20 protein-coding genes are annotated in these 20,438 nt (G+C 74.0%); 18 read left to right on the top strand and 2 right to left on the bottom strand.

Going from position 1 to position 20,438, the window contains the following annotated elements; translation table 11 throughout:
* Positions 1–78: 78 nt before the first annotated feature.
* From EV374_RS27960 to EV374_RS28005, 10 genes are all read left to right on the top strand, one after another.
* Positions 79–2,007: a hypothetical protein gene (locus EV374_RS27960; RefSeq protein ID WP_132240149.1), complete on the top strand. Its 1,929-nt coding sequence runs from the start codon at positions 79–81 to the stop codon at positions 2,005–2,007.
* A 94-nt stretch (positions 2,008–2,101) separates the two neighbouring features.
* On the top strand, positions 2,102–2,653 hold the full coding sequence (locus EV374_RS27965; RefSeq protein WP_132240150.1) for an acyltransferase: 552 nt from the start codon (positions 2,102–2,104) through the stop codon (positions 2,651–2,653).
* Complete coding sequence (locus EV374_RS27970; RefSeq protein ID WP_132240151.1) at positions 2,646–4,268, top strand: P-loop NTPase family protein; 1,623 nt, start codon at positions 2,646–2,648, stop codon at positions 4,266–4,268. Before EV374_RS27965 ends, EV374_RS27970 begins: the two co-directional genes overlap by 8 nt.
* A gap of 118 nt (positions 4,269–4,386) precedes the next feature.
* Positions 4,387–5,625 (top strand): O-antigen ligase family protein, encoded by a 1,239-nt coding sequence (locus EV374_RS27975; RefSeq protein WP_486486011.1) that lies wholly within the window; start codon positions 4,387–4,389, stop codon positions 5,623–5,625.
* Positions 5,622–7,247, top strand: coding sequence for a lipopolysaccharide biosynthesis protein (locus EV374_RS27980; protein WP_132240153.1), 1,626 nt, complete (start codon positions 5,622–5,624; stop codon positions 7,245–7,247). Before EV374_RS27975 ends, EV374_RS27980 begins: the two co-directional genes overlap by 4 nt.
* A gap of 7 nt (positions 7,248–7,254) precedes the next feature.
* A complete protein-coding gene (locus EV374_RS27985; protein ID WP_132240154.1) occupies positions 7,255–8,157 on the top strand; it encodes a sulfotransferase domain-containing protein in 903 nt (300 codons plus the stop codon).
* Positions 8,154–9,413 (top strand): hypothetical protein, encoded by a 1,260-nt coding sequence (locus tag EV374_RS27990; protein ID WP_132240155.1) that lies wholly within the window; start codon positions 8,154–8,156, stop codon positions 9,411–9,413. Before EV374_RS27985 ends, EV374_RS27990 begins: the two co-directional genes overlap by 4 nt.
* Before the next feature lie 226 nt (positions 9,414–9,639).
* On the top strand, positions 9,640–10,122 hold the full coding sequence (locus tag EV374_RS27995; protein WP_121395268.1) for a glycosyltransferase family 28 protein: 483 nt from the start codon (positions 9,640–9,642) through the stop codon (positions 10,120–10,122).
* A 74-nt stretch (positions 10,123–10,196) separates the two neighbouring features.
* Positions 10,197–10,811 carry a glycosyltransferase gene (locus EV374_RS28000; protein WP_486486012.1) on the top strand — a complete coding sequence of 205 codons (615 nt, stop codon included), beginning with the start codon at positions 10,197–10,199 and terminating at the stop codon, positions 10,809–10,811.
* Positions 10,808–11,728: a glycosyltransferase family 2 protein gene (locus tag EV374_RS28005; protein ID WP_132240157.1), complete on the top strand. Its 921-nt coding sequence runs from the start codon at positions 10,808–10,810 to the stop codon at positions 11,726–11,728. Before EV374_RS28000 ends, EV374_RS28005 begins: the two co-directional genes overlap by 4 nt.
* A 7-nt stretch (positions 11,729–11,735) precedes the next feature.
* On the opposite strand, the gene EV374_RS28010 is transcribed toward EV374_RS28005, so the two are convergent.
* A complete protein-coding gene (locus EV374_RS28010) occupies positions 11,736–12,392 on the bottom strand; it encodes a TetR/AcrR family transcriptional regulator (RefSeq protein ID WP_132240158.1) in 657 nt (218 codons plus the stop codon).
* A gap of 117 nt (positions 12,393–12,509) precedes the next feature.
* Here EV374_RS28010 and EV374_RS28015 point away from each other — a divergent pair, with 117 nt between their 5' ends.
* The 7 genes from EV374_RS28015 to nusB all read left to right on the top strand — a co-directional run bounded on the left by EV374_RS28015 (position 12,510) and on the right by nusB (position 18,906).
* Positions 12,510–13,535: a hypothetical protein gene (locus EV374_RS28015; RefSeq protein WP_207914618.1), complete on the top strand. Its 1,026-nt coding sequence runs from the start codon at positions 12,510–12,512 to the stop codon at positions 13,533–13,535.
* Between the two features lie 117 nt (positions 13,536–13,652).
* Positions 13,653–14,831: a chorismate synthase gene (aroC, locus tag EV374_RS28020; RefSeq protein ID WP_132240159.1), complete on the top strand. Its 1,179-nt coding sequence runs from the start codon at positions 13,653–13,655 to the stop codon at positions 14,829–14,831.
* A 46-nt stretch (positions 14,832–14,877) separates the two neighbouring features.
* Complete coding sequence (locus tag EV374_RS28025) at positions 14,878–15,381, top strand: shikimate kinase (RefSeq protein WP_132240160.1); 504 nt, start codon at positions 14,878–14,880, stop codon at positions 15,379–15,381.
* Positions 15,382–15,511: 130 nt separating this feature from the next.
* Positions 15,512–16,588 carry a 3-dehydroquinate synthase gene (gene aroB / locus EV374_RS28030; protein ID WP_132240161.1) on the top strand — a complete coding sequence of 359 codons (1,077 nt, stop codon included), beginning with the start codon at positions 15,512–15,514 and terminating at the stop codon, positions 16,586–16,588.
* Entirely contained in the window at positions 16,585–17,016 is a 432-nt protein-coding gene (aroQ, locus tag EV374_RS28035) for a type II 3-dehydroquinate dehydratase (RefSeq protein ID WP_132240162.1), read from the top strand. Before aroB ends, aroQ begins: the two co-directional genes overlap by 4 nt.
* An 898-nt stretch (positions 17,017–17,914) precedes the next feature.
* Complete coding sequence (gene efp, locus EV374_RS28040; RefSeq protein ID WP_132240163.1) at positions 17,915–18,472, top strand: elongation factor P; 558 nt, start codon at positions 17,915–17,917, stop codon at positions 18,470–18,472.
* Positions 18,473–18,495: 23 nt separating this feature from the next.
* Entirely contained in the window at positions 18,496–18,906 is a 411-nt protein-coding gene (gene nusB / locus EV374_RS28045) for a transcription antitermination factor NusB (protein ID WP_207914624.1), read from the top strand.
* Between the two features lie 120 nt (positions 18,907–19,026).
* Here nusB and bldD read toward each other — a convergent pair whose 3' ends face one another.
* Positions 19,027–19,515 carry a transcriptional regulator BldD gene (gene bldD, locus EV374_RS28050; protein WP_013285505.1) on the bottom strand — a complete coding sequence of 163 codons (489 nt, stop codon included), beginning with the start codon at positions 19,513–19,515 and terminating at the stop codon, positions 19,027–19,029.
* 284 nt (positions 19,516–19,799) lie between these two features.
* Between bldD and pyrR the strand changes: the two genes are divergently transcribed.
* Positions 19,800–20,381: a bifunctional pyr operon transcriptional regulator/uracil phosphoribosyltransferase PyrR gene (pyrR, locus tag EV374_RS28055; protein ID WP_132240165.1), complete on the top strand. Its 582-nt coding sequence runs from the start codon at positions 19,800–19,802 to the stop codon at positions 20,379–20,381.
* Positions 20,382–20,438: the final 57 nt, after the last annotated feature.

The raw sequence follows: 20,438 nt of genomic DNA on the forward strand, positions 1-20,438 counted from the left end.
TCTCTCCCGACATGGAGGCGTAGCGTGCCCGACATCCCGCTCTCTCGGCGAACCGCCGGACTCCGCACCCGGGCGGGGGTGGTCGCACTCGTGACCGCCGCCGCCGTGCTGGCCGTCCCCACCGGGACCTCCGCCGCCCTGGTGCCGGCGCCCGAACCGGCGACCCTGGTCTCGGCCAATCCGGCCGACGCCACACCGCACGCCAGGGACGGCGAGACCCGCGCCTTCGCGCAGGTCGGCTCCACGGTGTTCGTCGGCGGCAGCTTCACCCAGATCCGGCAGACCGCCAGCGCGGCGTGGACCACCCAGCGTTACCTCTTCGCGTACGACCGGGCCACCGGCACGATCTCGACCAGCTTCCTGCCGGTGCTGGACGGTGCGGTCAACACGCTGGTCGCCGGGCCCGGCGGCACGCTGATCGTCGGCGGCACCTTCAAGAACGTCAACGGCGTCTCCCGCAAGAACCTGGTGGCGCTCAACCCCGCCACGGGCGCGATCATCGACAGCTGGGTCGGCCGCTCCGACGGCGGCACCGTGCGCGACCTGGCGCTGCACGGCAACTGGCTCTACGTGGCCGGGGCGTTCAACTGGCTCAACGGCACCGCGCACGCCGGGCTCGGCCGGCTCAACGCCACGACCGGGGCGATCGACCCGACCTTCAACGTCGACGCGACCGTCGGGCGCCACGGGACCGCCTCGTACGTGTGGACGATCGACGTCGCCCCGGACGGCGGCACCCTGGCTGTCGGCGGCAACTTCACGCTCGTCAACGACCTGCCGCGCAACCAGATGGCGCTGGTCGACCTCACCGGCACCCCGGCGTTGCTGGACTGGAGCACGGAGAAGTTCGTGCCGCCGTGCGCGGCGCCGGCGACCTTCGTGCACTACGTGCAGGACGTCAAGTTCGGCGGTGACGGCAGCTGGTTCGTCGTCGGCACCAACGGCGGCTCGGGCTGGCCGGCCGCGTACTGCGACGCGCTGGTGCGCTTCGAGACCGCCGCCCGGGGCACCGGGCAGCTCGGCACCTGGGTCGACTACACGGGCAACGACACCATCACCTCCGTCGAGGTCGCCGACAACGTCATCTACCTCGGCGGGCACTTCCGCTGGCTGAACAACCCGAACGCCAGCGACACCGCCGGCAAGGGCGCGATCGACCGGCTCGGCATCGCCGCGGTCACCCCGGCCACCGGCATGCCGGTCAACTGGAACCCCCGCCGCAGCGGCAGCGCGTCGATGCCGGCCGGCACCAGCAACTGGGGCTCCTCCGTGCCGGTGCTCTGGCGCGGCAGCGACGGCCTCTACTTCGGCCACAACTCCGACGGCATGGGCAACGAGTACCACGGCCGGCTCGGGATGTTCCCGCTGACCGGCGGGCGCACCATCACCCCGAAGAACGCGCCGACCGCGACCACCGGCAACCTCTACGTCGGCACCGGCGCGGGCGAGCTGGCCAAGGTGCCGTTCGACGGGGCCAGCCTGGGCACCCCGACCACGGTCAGCCAGCCCAACTACACGGCGGCCGGCGCGACCTGGCGGGTGGACGACCGGATCTACTGGTCGCACACCGTCGCCGGCACCCCCACGGGCAGCCGGATCGACATCTCGCTGTTCAACGGCGGCGCCATCGGCGCGCCGTGGGAGGCGTCCGGCTACAACGACTGGTTCAATCCGGCGCTGATGACCGGCGCGTTCTACCTCGACGGGCGCCTCTACTACACCCGCTCGGGCGCCAGCGGCCTCTACTACCGCTACTTCGAGATCGACGGCAACTACCTCGGCGCCACCGAGTTCACGCTGCCCACCACCGGAGTCACCTGGTCGGCCGTGCGGGGCATGGCCTGGGTCGCCGGCCGGATCGTGTACGGTGCCACCGACGGAACGCTGCGCAGCGTGCCGTTCGACCCGACGGCCGCCCCGGCGGTCGACGGAACGACGGCGACGGTGGTCCCGGCGACCGCCGGCGTGACGTGGTCAACGCCGTCGACCTTCTTCTCCGTGCAGTGACGGTCGACTGTTCGTAACGGAACATCGGTAGATTGTTCACGTTGGGCCGGCGACGGATCAGCCGTCGCCGGCCCGCACGACGTGGGGAGGGTCGTTGGTCGGCTCGGGTGGCAACCGCAGAGGGCTCGCGGTGCGGGTCGTCTTCGCGGTCAAGCGCCGCTGGTACACGCTGCGCTATCCCGGGCTGACGCTGGGTCGGGGCGTGGAGATCCGTGGCCGGATCCGGCTGCGCCGGGGCGTACGGGTGAGCATCGGTGACCGCACCCGGATCAACAAGCTGGTCCGCTTCGCCGGTCCCGGCGAGGTGCGGGTCGGCGCCGACTGCCTGTTGAACGCCACCTGGATCGGCACCTGGACGTCGGTCACCATCGGCGACCGGTGCCTGCTCTCGGACTGCGAGCTGCTGGACAACGACTTCCACAACCTGCCCCCCGAGCAGCGGCACGACCCGCCCGTCCCGGCCACCCGCGCCCCGATCACGGTTGAGGACAACGTGTGGATCGGGGCGCACGCCCTGGTGATGAAGGGCGTGCGGATCGGCCGGGACAGTGTCGTGGGCGCCGCCACGGTGGTCCGTACGGACGTGCCGCCGCGGGTCGTGGTCGCTGGAAATCCACAACAGACGGTGAAGAAGTTCAATGAATGACGCTTCCTCCGGTACCTGGGCCACGGACGTCCCCGCCAGCGGTGGCGGCACACCGGGCCGCACCGTCACGCTGACCGACCTGCTGCGTGTCCCGCTGCACCGGATCCGGCTCGTCGGGGCCGTCGCCGCGATCGGCCTGCTCGCCGCGCTCGGCTACGTGGTGCTCGTACCGGCCGCCGTGTCCGCCAGCGCGGTCGTGGCGGTGCGTCCCGTCGTCACCGACGCGTTCACGCCCAGCGGCGCCGCCGCCGACCGGGCGGTGAACATGAACGTGGAGAGCGGCATCGCCACGGGCACCGACGTGGTGCAGCGGCTGGCCGACTCGGGGGACCTGGACCCGCGCGAGGTGCGCGACGCGCTGGAAGTCGAGGTGCCCACCGGCGGGCAGATCCTGCGCTTCGTCTACCAGGCCCCCACCGCCGAGCAGGCGGTCGAGGGCGTCAACCTCGCCGCCCAGGCCTACCTCGACGTGCGCCGCACGATGTACGAGAAGCAGCGCGAGGAGATGCTGCGCTCGTACGACGAGAGCATCGCCAAGGTCGCCGCCCAGCAGGCCGCCCTGCAGAAGCGGGTCAACAACGCCCGGGAGGGCACCGTCGACGCCGCGGTGACCGAGCTGACCGGGATCAACAACCAGCTCACCCAGCTCAACGCCGCGCGGACCGAGATCGCCGCCGTCGACGTCAACCCCGGCTGGGTCACCCAGACCGCCGAGCGGGCCCTGGCCTCCTCCGCCGGCAACCGCCCGCTCTACCTGCTCGCCGGCCTGCTCGGCGGGACGCTGCTCGGCGTGGTCCTGGCGTACGCCTGGGAGTCGATGGACCGGCGGATCCGGTCGGTCGACGACGGCCGGGACGCCACCGGGCTGCCGCTGCTCGGCACGGTCCGCAGCCGCCGGTGGCGCGGCGGCAAGGAGGCGGTCGACGCCGACATCCGGTACGTGGCGATGGCCATCGCCGAGCGGGTGCGCCAGCCCGCCCGGGTGTCCCTGCTGACCGCCCGCGAGGAGGACCCCACGGCCATCACCGCCGGGCTGGCGGTGGCGCTGGCGGCCGTCGGCCGGGAGGTCTTCGTCGCCGACGACAGCGGGCGCGCCGACCGGCTGCGCAGCACCGTGCTCGCCGACCGGGAGCGGCTGCCCGCCGCGGCGGACCCGTCCCGCCCGCTCGTCCCGAAGCCCCGGCCGGCCGGCTCGACGACGGACGGCAAGAGTGGCGGCACGGCGGAGCCGGCCGCGGCCCGGCGCCCGTCGCCGCACCCGATCGGCGCCCGCCCGTCCACCGACCCGGACGCCACGCTGACGCTGCCCCGGGTCACCTCGACGCCGGCCGGCGGCAACGGCAAGGCGTCGAGCACCGACCCGGTGACCGTGGGCGCGGGCAGCGTCCGGTTCGGCATCTGGCGGCAGGGCGCCGACCACAGCCTGGTGCTGTTCAACGCCCCGCCGGCGGAGTCCGACGAGCGCGGGGTGGCCGTCGCCCGGCAGGGCACGGCGGTCGTGGTGGTCGAACAGGACCGGACCCGCCAAGGCGACCTGCGCCGCCTCGTGGAGCGGCTGCGCGCCGCCGGGGTCACCCCGCTCGGCTTCGTGTTGACGCGCTGCGGCCGGGGCTGATCCTGTGCCGGTCACCCGCGCGCCGGCGACGACCGAGCCGGGCGGCGGCCCGGGCGCCGCCGCGTCGCTGCCGCAGCCGCCGCCCCCGCCACGGTTGCCGATCTGGCCGCTGGCGTTGATGTTCGGCCTGGTGCCCGTGTGGTGGCTGGCCGGCGCGTTCTACCTCGGGTGGCCCCTGCTCGGGGCGCTGCTGTTCGCGCTGCTGTTCATCCGGGGCCGGGTGCCGCTGCCTCCGGCCGCCGGGATCTGGCTGCTGTTCCTGGCCATCGTGGTGGTCAGCGCCACCCAGTTGCAGACGCCGGCCTCGGTGCTGACGTTCGCCCTGCGCCTCGCCTTCTACCTCACCGCGCTCGTGGTGGGCGTCTACGTCTACGCGGTCGCCCGGGAACGCCCCGACCAGGTCGCCGTCCTCGTTCCGCTCTGCGCCTTCTGGTTCGGGCTGGTCGCGCTGGGCTGGCTGGGCGTGCTGGCGCCCCGCTTCGCGCTGACCACCCCGGTGGAGGTGCTGCTTCCGGGCGGGGTGGCCAACACCCCGTTCATCCAGGACATGGTCCACCTCACCACCGCGGAGTACAGCGCCCGCTCGTTGAACCCGATCTACCGGCCGGCCGCGCCGTTCGCGTACACCAACAACTACGGCAGCGCGTACGCGATGACGCTGCCCTGCGTGGTGGCCTTCACCATGCTGCGCCGGCGCGGCGTGCTGCGCTGGGCGCTGCTGGCGTCGCTGCCACTGTCGTTGGCGCCGGCCTTCCTCACGCTCAACCGGGCGATGTTCCTCAGCCTCGGCGCCGGGCTGGCGGTGCTCGGCGTCCGGGCGGCCCTGCGCGGCAACGTCCGGGTGGCCGCGTCGATCGTCGGGGTGGTGGTCACCGGTGGCCTCGTCACCCTGTTCATCCCGGTCACCCAGCTGATCGGCAACCGGGTCGAGTCCAGCGACACCAACACCGACCGGCTCTCCCTCTACGTGGAGGTGATCCGGCGGGTACGGGAGTCGCCCTGGCTCGGCTACGGCGCGCCGGTGAACGTCGACACCGTCAGCGCGGAGGCGCCGATCGGCACCCAGGGGCAGTTGTGGATGGTGCTGTTCAGCCATGGCGTCCCCGCGCTGCTGTGCTTCCTCGCGTGGTTCGTGGTCGCCGCGCTGATCTGCGCCCGGGCCACGTCCGCCGCCGGGCAGTGGCTGGCCGTGGTGCCGGTGGTCTGCCTGGTGCAGATCCCCTTCTACGGCATGGCCAACCAGAACCTCGCCGTCGCCTTCTTCGCGGTCGCCTTCGCGATGGCGCTCACCGAGCGGGAGACGGCGGCCCGACTGCACCGCCCCCGCCTCCCGCGCCCGGAAGCGGTGCCCGCATGACCGCCGCCACCCGCCCGCCGTCCGGCCCCCACCCGGCCGCCGCACCCGCCGCGTCGGGCCCGGGCGGAGCGCCGACCGGCGACGACACGGAGACCCGCCGCAGCGTCCGTAGCGGCGTGGCCGGGCTGGTCGGCGCGGCCACCAGCGGCCTCTTCGGCTTCCTGCTCGCGGTGGTCATCACCCGCGGCTACGGCACGGTCGGCTCCGGGGCGTTCTTCGCCGCGATCGGTGTGGTCACCGTCGCCACCGCCGTGTGCACCCTCGGCGCGGAGACCGGGCTGATGTGGGCGCTGCCCCGCCGGCGCCTCGGCGCGCGGGGCGACGCCGCCCGGGTGCTCCCGGTGGCGCTGGTCCCGCCGCTGCTGGTCGCGGTCGCCGTCGCCGTGGGCGGGGTGCTCGCCGCCGACGCGCTCGCCCCGCGCCTGCTCGGCGGCTCCGGCGTCGACGGCGCGGCCCTGCTGACGGCCAGCTTCGCCGCGGTGCCGGTGGTGGTGGCGATGACGCTGCTGCTCGCGGCGCTGCGCTGCGTGCGCCCGATCCGGGCGTACGTCGGGGTGCAGTTCTTCCTGCTGCCGGTGGCCCGGCCCGTGCTGGTCGGCGCGGCGGCCCTGGCCGGCGGTGGCCTGCTGGCCGGCATGACCGGCTGGCTGGTGCCGGCGGCGCTCGCCCTGCTGGCCTGCCTGACGCTGGTGGCCGGCCCGCTCGGCGTCGGCCGGGGCGCGGCGCTGCGGCCCGCGCGGGACGACTGGTCGGCGTTCTGGCGCTTCGCGCTGCCCAGGGCCGCGTCGGCCGCCATCGACGCCGGCAACATGTGGGTGGGCGTGCTGCTCACGTCGGTGCTCGCCGGGCCGGCCGACGCCGGCGTGTTCGGCGCCGTCGGGCGCTACATCCTCGCCGGCCAACTGGCCATGCAGGGGCTGCGGGTGGCGGTGTCGCCGCAGCTGTCCCGACTGCTCGGGCGCGGGGACCGGGCCGCGGCGGCGGCCGTGCACCGGCAGTTGACCACGTGGGGGCTGGTGCTGTCCTGGCCGGTCTACCTGCTGCTCGCCGTCTTCGGGCTGGCCTTCCTCCAGCTCTTCGGGCCCGAGTTCACCGCCGGCGCCCCCGCGATGACCGTGCTCGCGCTGGCCATGCTGGTCAACACCGGGGTCGGCAACGTGCAGAGCCTGCTGCTGATGGGCGGGCGCAGCGGGCTGCACCTGGCCGCCACGCTGGCCGGGCTGCTGGTCACGGTCTCGCTCGGGCTGTGGCTGATCCCGGCGCACGGCGCGACGGGGGCGGCGCTGGCCTGGGCCCTCGGCATCGCCACCGAGAACCTCACGGCGGTCGGCTGCGCCCGGGCCGTGGTCGGCCAGCCGCTGGTCGACGCGGCGATGCTGCGGGCCGGGGCGGCCACCGTCGCGGGGGTCGGGGCCGCGGCGGCGGTCGGGGTGCTGGCCGGCGGCCGGGGGATCGGCGGCCTGGCCGTGGCCCTGGGCGTGCTGGCCGCCGGCTGCGTCGGCTTGTTGACGTTGCCCCGGGTGCGGCACCGCATCCGGGTGACCATGGTGCAGGTTCGTGGGCGGCAGGAGGCGGCCCCGGCCGCCACCGGGCGCGCCCCGGAGGAGTCGAAGGGCAGGTGAGGTCGTCGTGCCGTCCATCCGAGACCGGGTGAAGCAGCTCGTACCGGCCCAGGTGACGGAGCGGGTGCGGGAGTCGCTCGTCGACTACGGGGTACGGACCAGCGACCGGCGACCGCTGCCGGACTTCCTCATCATCGGCACCAAGCGGGGCGGCACCACCTCGCTGTGGAACTACCTGATCCAGCACCCGCTGGTGCCCCGGCTCTTCCCGGCCTGGAACACCAAGTCCTCGCACTACTTCGAGGAGCACTGGCGCCGGGGCGAGGCCTGGTACCGCTCGCACTTCCCCACCGAGCGCCACCGGGAGGCGCTGGAGAAGCGGCACGGCGGGCCGGTACGCGTCGGCGAGGCGGCGCCGCTGTACATGTTCCACCCCCTCGCGGCGCAGCGGGTCGCGGCGCTGATGCCGTCGGTGCGGCTGATCGTGCTGCTGCGTGACCCGGTGGAGCGGGCGTACTCGCACTGGAAGGAGCGGCGCACGCACGGCATCGAGCCGCTCGACTTCGCCGCCGCGCTGGCCGCCGAGCAGGAGCGCACGACGGGGGAGCGGGAGCGGCTGATCGCCGAGCCGGAGTACTTCAGCGAGCCGTACGACTGGTACACCTACCGGGCCCGGGGCCGCTACCTGGAGCACCTGGAGCCGTGGCTGGAGCGCTTCGACCGGGAGCAGATCCTCTTCCTGCCCAGCGAGGACCTCTACCGCGACGCCCGGTCCACCTACCGCCGGACGCTGGACTTCCTCGGCCTGCCCCCGCACGACCTGCCCGACTTCAAGGTCTACAACGACCGCCGCTCGTCGCCGCTGGAGCCGGCGGTGCGCGACGAGCTGACCGGGTACTACCGCCCGTACAACGACGCGTTGCGGCAGCGGTTGGGGCTGGAGCTCGACTGGCCGGACCAGGCCCCGTGACGGCGCGGACCACCGCCGCCGACCCCCGCACGCGCACCGACGGGCTGGGCTGGGTCACCCGGGCGGTGTTCGGCGACGAGCGGATCGCCCTGACCGTGGGCGCCCCGCCGCCGCCCGGGCACCGCGCCGTCGCCCGGTACGCCGTCGTCGCGTCGCTCGCCCGGGCCCGCTTCCTGCTGCCGCTCGGCGCGCCCCGGGCCACGGCCGCCTCGCTGCTGGCGTACAACGCGCTGCGCCCGCCGAAGGTGCGGGCCGTGCGGGCCGGTCTCGGCACGCTGGCGCGGGTCGGCGCGGTCGACCTGGCCCCGTTCCCCCGGCTGACGGTGTCGCTGCCCGAGGGCGTCGCGGCCGACGAGGCGCTGCTGGCCGGGCGGCTGGGCGCCGCGCTCGGGAGACCGGCGGTGTACGCGGCCTGCGGGGTCCGCCCGCCGGACCCGAACCACAAGCCCACCCTGCAACTGTTCGCCCCGGACGGCCGGGCCCTCGGCTACGCGAAGATCGGCTGGAACGGGGCCACCCGGGCGCTGGTGACCACCGAGGCGGCGGCCCTGCGGGAGTTGCCGGCGGTGACCGGCGTACCCGACCATCCGGCGGCGCCCCGGCTGCTGGCCGAGACGACGGCCGCCGGGCAGGTCGTCGCGCTGGTCGAGCCGCTGCCACCGGCCGTGCGGGGCGTGTCGGCCGGCGAACCGCCGCGGATCGCGGCCCTGCTGGCCGTGGCCCGCCGGGGCCGCCCGCCGGCGCCACCGCGCCCCCTGGCCGGGTCGACGTTCCTGGCCCGGCTCGCCGCCGACGCCGGACGCGCCGCCGCCGGCACGCCGGACGGGGCCCGGGCGGTCGCCGCCGTCGCCGCCCTGACCGGCCGGCACGGCGACACGGCCGTCGAGTTCGGGCACTGGCACGGCGACTGGGTGCCCTGGAACCTCGGCGTGCACGCCGGCCGCCTCGTCGCCTGGGACTGGGAGCACAGCGGGCCGGACGTGCCGCTCGGCTTCGACCTGGCGCACGACGCGTTCCAGCGGGCCCTGGTGCTGCGGGGCGAGCCGGCCGCGGCGGCGGCGCGGGCCGTCGACGCTGACCTCGACCGGTACGGCACCGACCTCGGGCTCGGGCCGGCGGCCCGGCGGCTGGTGGCCGACGCCTACCTGCTGGAGATGTGGCTGCGCACCTGGCGCCTCGCCGACGCGGGCGCGGGCTGGAACGCGGCGCTGCATCCCGACCTGCTGGACGTCGTCGAGAAACGACATAGCGGCTGATCCACCGAAATCGCCGGAGCCTGCGGGTCACCGTCGACTCCGGATAGTGACGAAGAAACTCCAGGTCGTGACGATCGTCGATACCGATGGTCGCCGCGGCGCACCCGATCCGCCACCCGCGGAGATCGATCTGTCGCCCGGTCGCCCTATTTCACCAGCCGGGGGACGTGTGATCTGCTGTCGCGTGGCGACCACCGAACATCCAAGCGAACTTGTGGGGAGTCGCGTGGAAACGACGACCGAGGATGCCGGCGAGCCCGGAGTCCTGCTCCTGGTGGGCTCCAGCGGCGGCCACCTGGCCCAACTGCTCGCCCTGCGCCCGTGGTACGAACGCTGGCGGCGGTGCTGGGTCACCTTCGACACACCCGAGGCGCTCTCGCTGCTGGCCGGCGAGGAACTCGTCCCGGCGCACCATCCGACCACCCGCAACGTGCCGAACCTGCTGCGCAACGCCGTCCTCGCCTGGCGGGTGCTGCGGTCGCGCAGGGTCGCCGCGGTGGTGACCACCGGCGCCGGGGTGGCCGTCCCGTTCGTGGTGCTGGCCCGGCTGCGGCGCGTGCCGACCGTCTACATCGAGGTGTACGACCGCATCGACACCCCGACCCTGACCGCCCGGCTCTGCCGGCCGTTCCTCTCCGCGATGCTCGTGCAGTGGGACGAGCAGCGCCGCCAGTACCCGGAGGCCACCGTCGTGGGGACCCTGCTGTGAGCGCCGAGAGCACCGGAACCACCCCCGTCCACCGCGTCGCCCCCGGCCGTCCCCGGCCCGCGCCCGCCGCCCGGGTGCCCCGGCCGCGCGACTCCGGCGGCCTCGCGCAGGCCCGACTGCTGGTCGCCGTCGGCACCGACAAGCATCCGTTCGACCGCCTGGTCGGCTGGCTGGAGGAGTGGCATCCCGCCGTCGCCGAGGACGTCGGGCTGACCGTCCAGCACGGCCACACCCGGGCCCCCGGCGTGCCCGGGGCGATGCCCTTCCTCGGTCACGACGAGTTGCAGACGGCGATGGCCGAGGCCGACCTCGTGGTCTGCCACGGCGGCCCGGCCACCATCCTGGAGGCCCGCCGGCACGGTCACCTGCCGATCGTCGTCCCACGGGACCCGACCCGGGGTGAACACGTCGACGACCACCAGCAGTTGTTCGCCCGCCGCCTGGGCGCGGCCGGCATGGTGGCGCTGGCCGAGACCCGGGAGGCGCTGTTCGGGGCGCTCACCGCCGGCCTCGCCGACCCGTCGCGGTTCGCCGTCGCGGCCGACCCGGACGCGTCCCGGGCGCGCCGCGCGGCGGTCGAGCAGGTGGGACGGATCGTGGAGGACCTGGTGGCCGCGTCGACCGGACGGCGGCAGCGGACGAGGTGGCGGCCGTGGGCACGGCCGGGCCGGAACGGAGAGCGGCGATGACCGAACACCCGAGCGTGAGCGCGGTGGTGCCCACCCGGGACCGCCCGGAGCTGCTCCGGGCCGCCGTGCGCGCCATCCTCGACCAGGACCACCCCGGCCCGATCGAGGTGGTGGTGGTCTACGACCAGTCCGAGCCGGACGCCTCGCTGGCCGAGCTGTCCCGCCCCGACCGGGTGGTCCGGGTCATCCGCAACGAGCGCGCCCCCGGCCTGGCCGGCGCCCGCAACTCGGGCGTCCTGGCGGCCACCGGCGAGCTCGTCGCGTTCTGCGACGACGACGACGAGTGGCTGCCCGGCAAGCTGCGGGCCCAGGTCGAGGCGCTCGCCGCCCACCCCGACGCGGAGTTCGTCAGCTGCGGCATCCGGGTCAGCTACGACGGGCACACCGTCGACCGGGCGCTGCCGAAGGACTCGGTCACCCTGGCCGACCTGCTGCGGGACCGGATGACGGAGCTGCACCCGTCGACCTTCCTGATCCGCGCCGCCGCGCTGCGCGACGGGTTCGGGCTGGTCGACGAGGAGATCCCGGGCAGCTACGCGGAGGACTACGAGTTCCTGCTGCGGGCCGCCCGCAGCGCTCCGCTGGTCAACCTGCGCACGCCGTACGTCTTGGTGCGCTGGCACAAGCGGTCCTACTTCGCGCAGCGCTGGGACACCATCTCCGAGGCGTTGCAGTGGCTGCTGGAGCGCTACCCCGAGTTCGGCACCCAGCCGGCCGGCGAGGCGCGGGTCACCGGGCAGATCGCCTTCGCCCGAGCCGCGTCCGGCGACCGGCGGGGCGCGATGCGCTGGGCCCGGCACACCATCCGACGCAACCCGCGCGAGCCGAGGGCGTACCTGGCCCTCGCCGTGGCCGGGCGGATGGTCCGTGCCGACGCGGTGCTGCGTACCCTGCACAAGCGCGGCCGGGGCATCTGAGCCGCGTTCAGGTCCCGGTGCGTCGCTCCGCGGCGTCGAACGCGGGCGCGAGCGGGGCCAGCGCCGCGCGGAGCTGGTCGGGCAGTGAGCCGGAGGGCACGACCAGTCCTCCGGCTTGCAAGCCCTCGGCGGCCCCCGCGTTCGCGGCCGGCTGGAGCCAGCCCTCCAGTGCGATGCGCACCGCCGCGGCCACGCTTGCCGCGAGGACGCGGGCCGTGTGCGCTCCGGCGTCACCCAGGCGTTCGGCGATCGCTGCCGTGAGCGGGGGCTCGATGCCGGTGGTGGTGTCGAGGAACGCGTCGCGCAGCGCGGTCCGGGTGGTGATCAACAGCAGCACCTGGCGTTCGTGCTCGCCGGTGTTCGCGTACTGCTCGACCACCGCCTCGGTGACGGCGTCGGCCAGGCGCGCTCCTGCGGGCCGAGCCGTGACCGCCGCCGCGATGCGCGCCTCCCGGTCGGCGGTGACGGCGGAGACGATCGCCTGCTCCCGGCTGGCGAAGTAGTTGTTGTAGGTGCGCGGTGAGACCCCGGCCGCCTCGGCGATGTCCTCGACCCGCACCTGGTCCGGTCCGTGCTGCACGGCCAGGCGCAGGGCCGCCTCGCGTAGCGCCTCGCGCGTGGCCTGCTTCTTCCGCTCCCGCAGCCCTGGGGGTGGCGTCGTCACGGTGCCAGCGTCCCACGCAGGGCTACGCGCGCGCAAAGTTGCGCGAACGAAAACTTGCGTACACGCATGTTTCCTGTCAGTCTCGACCCGACCGGGCCCGACGGAGAGGACGCCGCCATGCGCGCAAGAGGAATGACCTACGACACCGGATTCGTCGTGCACGGCCAGACGTCCCGCGAGCACCTCGATCCTGCGGTGGTCCGGCGTGAGCTCGCCATCATCCGCGACGACCTGCACTGCAACGCGGTCCAGATCATCGGCGGCGATCCGGATCGACTGGAACTGGCCGCCGGCGCCGCCGCCGACCTCGGCCTGGAGGTCTGGTTCTCGCCCTATCCGCTGGAGCTGGATCCGGAGCAGATCCTCACGCTCTTCCGCGACTGCGCCGAGCGGGCGGAACGGCTCCGGCAGCAGGGGGCCGCAGTCGTGTTCGTCGCAGGGGTCGAGCTGAGCGTGATGAACCGCGGGTTCCTGCCCGGCGAGAGCCCCGAGGACCGGGTCGCGCGGCTGATGAGCCGACCCGAACGGCGGGCCGACGCCATCCGCGAACTCGGCGTGCGCATCAACGCGTTCCTCCGCGACGCCGCGGCCACGGTCCGCGAGCGCTTCCAGGGTAGGCTCACCTACGCGTCCATCCAGTTCGAGCAGGTCGACTGGACTCCCTTCGACATCGTGGCGTTCGAGCTGATCCGCTCCGCCGAGGTCGCCGACCGGTTCCGGGACGCGGTGCGCACCCTGGCGCAGGGCCCGAAGCCGCTCGCCATCACCGGGTTCGGCACCGCGGCCTACCGTGGCGCGGGAGACCGCGGCGGGCGGGTGCTGGAAGTGGTCGGGTACGACCCGGAGACCAGGGCCCCGGTACGGCTCAACGGCGTGTACGAGCGTGACGAGGCCGGCCAGGCCGCATATCTGAGCGAGCTGCTGGAGATCTTCGAGACCGAGGGCGTGGACAGCGCGTTCGTGTTCCTGTTCGCCCTGCCCGGCTACCCGCACCGCCCGGACGGCGACCCCAGGGACGACCTGGACCGGGCCAGCCTGGGCATCGTCAAGCTCCTCGAAGGACGCCGTGGGCAGACCTACCCCGACATGGAATGGGAGCCGAAGGCCGCCTTCGCGGCAGTGGCACAGCGCTATCGGAGGTGACAGGCCCGGAGCCCACGGAAGCGGCTGAGGCCGGGCGGCGGGCCGTGCCGCGTCCGCAGGGCGGGACGCGGCGGGCACCGCACGGCGGCGGCCACCGGGCGTGACAGACTGACCGCTGTGTTGCGCTGGTTGACTGCAGGGGAATCGCACGGTCCCGCCCTCGTCGCGATGCTGGAGGGCGTGCCCGCCGGCGTCGAGGTGACCACCGGGGACATCGCCGGTGAGCTGGCCCGGCGCCGGCTCGGCTACGGCCGGGGCGCGCGGATGTCGTTCGAGCAGGACGAGGTGGAGGTCATCGGCGGGCTGCGGCACGGGGCGACCCTCGGCAGCCCGGTCGCGATCCGCGTCGGCAACTCCGAGTGGCCCAAGTGGCGCACCGTGATGGCCGCCGACCCGGTGGACGCGGAGGAGCTGGCCAGCCAGGCCCGCAACGCGCCGCTCACCCGCCCCCGTCCGGGCCACGCCGACCTGGCCGGCATGCAGAAGTACGGCCACACCGACGCCCGGCCGATCCTGGAGCGGGCCAGCGCCCGGGAGACCGCCGCCCGGGTCGCCGTCGGCACGGTCGCCAAGGCGCTGCTCCGGCAGGCCCTCGGCGTCGAGATCGTCTCGCACGTGGTGGAGCTGGGCCCGGTCGCCGCCAAGCCGGGGCTGCGCCCCACGCCCGCCGACGCCGACCGCATCGACGCGGACCCGCTGCGCTGCCTCGACCCGGAGGCCAGCGCCCGGATGGTCGCCGAGGTCGATGCCGCGAAGAAGGCCGCCGACACCCTGGGTGGCGTGGTCGAGGTGCTGGCGTACGGGGTGCCGCCGGGCTTGGGCAGCCACGTGCAGTGGGACCGCAAGCTCGACGCCCGGCTCGCGACCGCCCTCATGTCGATCCAGGCCATCAAGGGCGTGGAGATCGGCGACGGCTGGCAGCAGGCGCGCTCCCGTGGCTCCGAGGCGCACGACGAGATCATCCCCACCGCCACCGGCGTACGCCGGGTGACCGACCGGGCCGGCGGGCTGGAGGGCGGCATCACCACCGGCGAGCCGCTGCGCGTGAAGGCCGCGATGAAGCCGATCTCGTCGCTGAACCGGGCCCTGGCGACGGTGGACGTCACCACCGGCGAGCCGGCCACCGCGATCAACCAGCGCTCGGACGTCTGCGCCGTGCCCGCCGCCGCCGTCGTCGCCGAGGCGATGGTGGCGCTGGTGTTGGCGGAGGCCGCCACCGAGAAGTTCGGCGGCGACTCGGTCGCCGAGATCCGCCGCAATCTGGCCGGCTACCTCGACGCCCTGGTGATCCGGTGAGCGCGGGCCGGCGGGCGGGGCGCGCGGCGGTTCGGCGGTGCCGCTGATGGCGCCGGTCTGTGTGCTGGTGGGGGCGCCCGGCTCGGGCAAGACCACCGTCGGGCTGGCGCTTGCCGAGCTGCTCGGCGTGGAGTTCCGCGACACCGACGTGGACATCGTGCGCCTGGCCGGCAAGCCGATCTCCGAGATCTTCATCGACGAGGGTGAGGACCACTTCCGTACCCTCGAACGGGCGGCCGTGGCGGCGGGGCTCGCCTCGTGCGAGGGCGTGCTCGCCCTCGGCGGCGGCGCGATCCTCGCCGAGGAGAACCGCGCGGCCCTGGTCGGGCACCCCGTGGTCCACCTCTCCGTCGAACTGTCCGACGCGGTCAAGCGGGTCGGGCTCGGCGGGGGCCGCCCGCTGCTGGCCATCAACCCCCGGGCGACGCTGAAGTACCTGCTGGACCAGCGCCGTCCCCTCTACGCCGAGGTGGCCACCGCGACGGTCGTCACCGACGGGCGGGAACCGGCGGAGATCGCCGCCGAGATCGCCGCGCTCCTCAAGCGCTGAGCCGCCCGGCTCCTCCTCGAAGGCTGTGGCCGTCGCGCTCCTCGAGCGCTGGCGCGGGACGGCGGGAACGGGTGGCCACGAAGTGGACAGTTCCCCCCTCGGATCGGGCGGCTGGACTAGGCTGCCGGCGATGGACGAGGTGACCCGGATCCCGGTCGGCGGCGAGCGCCCGTACGACGTACTGGTGGGACGCGACCTGCTCGATGCGCTGCCCGGGCTGCTGCCGGACGCGACCCGGGTGGCGGTGCTGCACGCGCACCCGCTCCGGGAACTGGCCGACGCGATCGGCGGGCGGCTGCGCGCCGCCGGCGTCGCGACGCTGCTGATCGAGGTGCCGGACGCCGAGGCGGGCAAGCGCATCGACGTGGCGGCGACCTGCTGGGACCGGCTGGGCGAGGCGGGTTTCACCCGTACCGACGCGGTGGTGGGCGTCGGTGGCGGCGCGGTGACCGACCTGGCCGGCTTCGTCGCGGCCTGCTGGCTGCGGGGGGTGCGCTGGGTTCCGGTGGCGACCTCGCTGCTGGGCATGGTCGACGCGGCGGTGGGCGGCAAGACCGGGATCAACACCGCCGCCGGCAAGAACCTGGTCGGGGCGTTCCACCCGCCGGTCGGCGTCCTCGCCGACCTGACGACGCTGGACAGCCTCCCGCAGGCCGACCTCGCCGCCGGTCTGGCCGAGGTGGTCAAGTGCGGCTTCATCGCCGACCCGGTGATCCTCGACCTGGTGGAGCGGGACCGGGCGGCGGCCACCGACCCGACCGGCCCGGTGACCCGCGAGCTGATCGAGCGAGCGATCCGGGTGAAGTCCGACGTGGTCTCGGGCGATCTGCGCGAGTCGGGCGTGCGGGAGGTGCTCAACTACGGTCACACCCTGGCCCACGCCATCGAGAAGGCGGAGGACTACCGCTGGCGGCACGGCCACGCCGTGTCGGTCGGCGTCGTCTACGCCGGTGAGTTGGCCCGACTGGCCGGGCGGCTGGATGCCGCCACCGCCGAGCGGCACCGGACGGCCATGGCGGCGCTCGGCCTGCCCACCAGCTATCCCGCGCAGGCCTGGCCCGGACTGCTCGCCACGATGCGGGTCGACAAGAAGGCCCGGGGCAGCCAACTGCGTTTCGTCGTGCTGGACGGGCTGGCCCGGCCGGCGATCCTGGAGGGCCCGGACGACGAGCTGCTGGAGGCGGCCTACCGCGAGGTGGCCGCGTGAAGGTCCACGTGCTGAACGGCCCAAACCTCGGCCGGCTCGGCACCCGGCAGCCCGACGTCTACGGGGCGACCAGCTACGCGGACCTGGTGGCGCTCTGCGAGTCGACCGGGCGGGAGCTCGGCCTGGACGTGACGGTCCGGCAGACCGACGCCGAGCACGAGCTGCTGGCCTGGCTGCACGCCGCCGCCGACGAGGGCGCCGCCGTGGTGCTCAACCCGGCCGCCTGGTCGCACTACTCGTACGCGGTCCGGGACGCCTGCGCCATGTTGCGCGGGCCGCTGGTCGAGGTGCACATCTCCAACATCCACGCCCGCGAGGAGTTCCGGCACCACTCGGTGGTGTCGGCGGTGGCGACCGGGGTGATCTGCGGCCTCGGCGTCGACGGCTACCGCCTGGCCCTGCACCACCTGGCCGCCCTGATCCGCTGACCCCCGGCTGCCCTGCCCGTCCCGTCTGTCCTGGCCGTCCCGCCCGCCGTGTGCGGGCGCGCGGCGAGATGAGCGCCGATGGCGCGCTCTGTGCTCCAGCCGTCGTGACGATCAGTAACATCTCTCTTCGTTGCTGTCGGTGACTGCCGCTGCGTCCCGTGCTCCCTGCCCCTCCGACGCTTTGCTCTGCATCCAAATTCGCACCACGGGTCTGAGCTGGGATTTCTTGTCGGCGGCGAATCGTGGCGGGAGGCGAAATAGTGACCGTGCGTAACTGGTGCGTCCGTAGGTGCAGAGCAAAGGGAACGCGGCGGGCCTCTGCCGTGGAGCGTGGCAGCTTACGGAGTGTGAGCACCGACGTGCGTTGTTGCCGGCAACCCGCAAGGTGGCTGGGCCGGCGGGGCAGCGGTGGCTGGGCCGGCGCGGTGACGCGGCTGGGCCGGCCGCCTGGCGACGGCGGCTGGGCTGTCTGGGCGGCGCGGCGGGGTCGGCCGCGAGGCGGCGGCTCGGCCGGCGGGGCGACGGCGACTGGGCGGCTGCAAGCGGCGGCGGCTGGGGAGCTGCGAGGCGACGGCGGCTCGGCTGGCGGGGCGGCGTGGCGGGGTCGGCCGCGGGGCGACGGCGGCTCGGCCGGTCGGCGGGCAAACCAGTGGCGGGACCGGCGGGACAACCGCGGCAGCGGCGGCGGAGAACGGTGGGGCTGCGGCGGAAGCGTCGCGAGCGGGCGGCGGGAGAGTGGCGGAATCGCGGCGGGAAGTCGGCGGAAGCGCGGGGGAGGAGCCGGCGGGAGGGCGGTGGGAGGGCCGTGGGAAGGGCGGCGGGAAGCGGCGGACAGCGGCGTTCGGCGCAACTAGTAGACTTGCCAGGTCTGTCCGCCAATTGATGATCAAGGCAGGAAATGGCCACCACCAACGACCTGAAGAACGGCCTGGTACTCAACCTCGACGGAGAGCTCTGGGCCGTCGTCGAGTTCCAGCACGTCAAGCCCGGTAAGGGTGGTGCGTTCGTGCGTACCACGCTGAAGAACGTGCTGTCCGGCAAGGTGGTCGACAAGACCTTCAACGCGGGCACCAAGGTCGAGACCGCGACCGTGGACAAGCGCACCATGCAGTACCTCTACGCCGACGGCGAGGACTACGTCTTCATGGATCTGGAGACGTTCGACCAGATCAACGTGCCCGGTGCCACCGTCGGCGACGCGGCGAACTACCTGCTGCCCGAGGCTGAGGCGACCGTGGCCACCCACGAGGGTGTCCCGCTCTACATCGAGCTTCCGACCAGCGTCGTGCTGGAGGTCACCTACACCGAGCCGGGCCTGCAGGGCGACCGGTCGACCGGCGGCAACAAGCCGGCCACCGTCGAGACCGACGCGACGGTCCAGGTGCCGCTCTTCATCACCACCGGCGAGAAGATCAAGGTCGACACCCGCGACGGCCGTTACCTCGGCCGCGCCTGATGGCCGAGGGTCCCAAGCAGCAGATGCCTGCGCGCCGCAAGGCGCGTAAGCGGGCGCTGGACGTGCTCTTCGAGGCCGACCTGCGGGACCGCCCGCCGGTCGAGGTGCTCGCCGGCTACATCGAGCGGATCGAGAAGCCCCGACCCGAGCACCTGGGATACGCGGTGGGCCTCGTCGAGGGCGTCGCCGCCCACCTCGACCGGATCGACGAGGTGATCGCCAGCTACGCCGAGGGGTGGACGCTGGACCGGATGCCGGCGGTCGACCGCAACCTCGCCCGGATCGCGGTCTACGAGCTGCTCTACGTCGACGAGATCGACGACGCGGTGGCCATCAGCGAGGCCGTCGAGCTGGCCCGGCAGATGTCGACCGACGACTCGCCGCGCTTCCTCAACGGCATCCTCGGCCGCATCGCCGAGTACGCCACCCGCTGACGCGGCGCACGTCACACCCGGACGAACGTCACAGCGGGCGTGCTCAACAGGCGGGACGCGACACGAACGACGACGAGAGGGGCCCGTGCCATTCGGCACGGGCCCCTCTCGCGTTCCTGGTCAGCTGGCGAAGAACGCCCGCGGGTCGGCAACCAGCACGCCGTGCTCGGTGAGCCGCTCGATCAGGCCGGACGGCGAGGCGTCGTACACGATCGCGAGCGCGCGCAGGTCGTCGGCGCGGATGGAGAGCACGCGGCCGTTGTAGTCACCGCGCTGCTGCTGGATGGCACGCGCGTACCGGGCGACGTAGGCGAGGTCCTCGGAGGCCTCGTCGTAGAGCCGCTCCAGGTCGAGGACGATCTTGCTGGTGGGCTCGTGGCGAACCCCGCTGCCGTCGGGCAGCAGCTCCGAGACGGGAACGCGGTAGAAGTCGGCAAGCTCGGCCAGGCGCGACACCGTGACGGCGCGGTCGCCGCGCTCGTAGGAGCCGACCACCACCGCCTTCCACCGCCCGTTCGACTTCTCCTCCACGCCCTGCAGGGACAGGCCCTGCTGCTGGCGGATGGAGCGCAGGCGGGCGCCCAGAGACTTGGCGTATTCAGAGGGCATTAAACACTCCCAGTGCTGCTCGGGGTTCTCCCAGCGATCGCTACGGAGCGTGACGGTACGGGGATTGGCACAACTGGTCAAGTGGTCGTGACCTTACCGTTGGGATCACCGGGGGAGTTGTCCCCATTTCGCCGGGCTGACCAGGGGGTCAGTGGCCGGCGGCGGTCGGTGCGGTGACCACTGGTAACGTGGCGGGAAGCCCCGGTCCGGGCCGCTCGCGTCCCGGTACCGGCATCCGACGTCCTTTAACGACCCGTCCCGTGAGGCGGGGAAGGAGGTCCGCCGTGGCCTACCCACCTGCTGCCCAGTCGTCGCCGCCGCGACAACCCTCGGTGAAGGTGATCCTCGCCAGTGCTGACGTCCAGCGCGTGGTCGACCGCATCGCCCACCAGATCCTGGAGAAGACCCAGGGCGCCGCGGACACCGTGCTGCTGGGCATCCCCACCCGGGGCGCCCCGCTCGCGAAGCGGCTCGCCGCCCGGATCAGCACCTTCGAGGACGTGACCGTCCCGGTCGGCGTGCTCGACATCACCCTCTACCGCGACGACCTGCGCCGGCACGCCACCCGCGCGGTCGGGCCGACCCAGGTGCCGCCCGGCGGCATCGACGGCAAGCGGGTCGTCCTCGTCGACGACGTGCTCTTCTCCGGCCGCACGGTGCGGGCCGCGCTCGACGCGCTCAACGACGTCGGGCGGCCGGCGTCCGTCCAGCTCGCCGTCCTGGTCGACCGCGGCCACCGCGAGCTGCCGATCCGCGCCGACTACGTCGGCAAGAACATCCCGACGTCCCTGGCGGAGAGCGTGAAGGTCACTCTCGCGGAGACCGACGGCACCGACGAGGTCAGGTTGTACGGGGGTACCCGGTGAGCGTGCGGAGTGCAGCGGAGCGGAGCCCCGCAGCCGCGAACGAAAGGCGGCAGCGCC

This window comes from Micromonospora sp. CNZ303 (genome assembly GCF_004345505.1).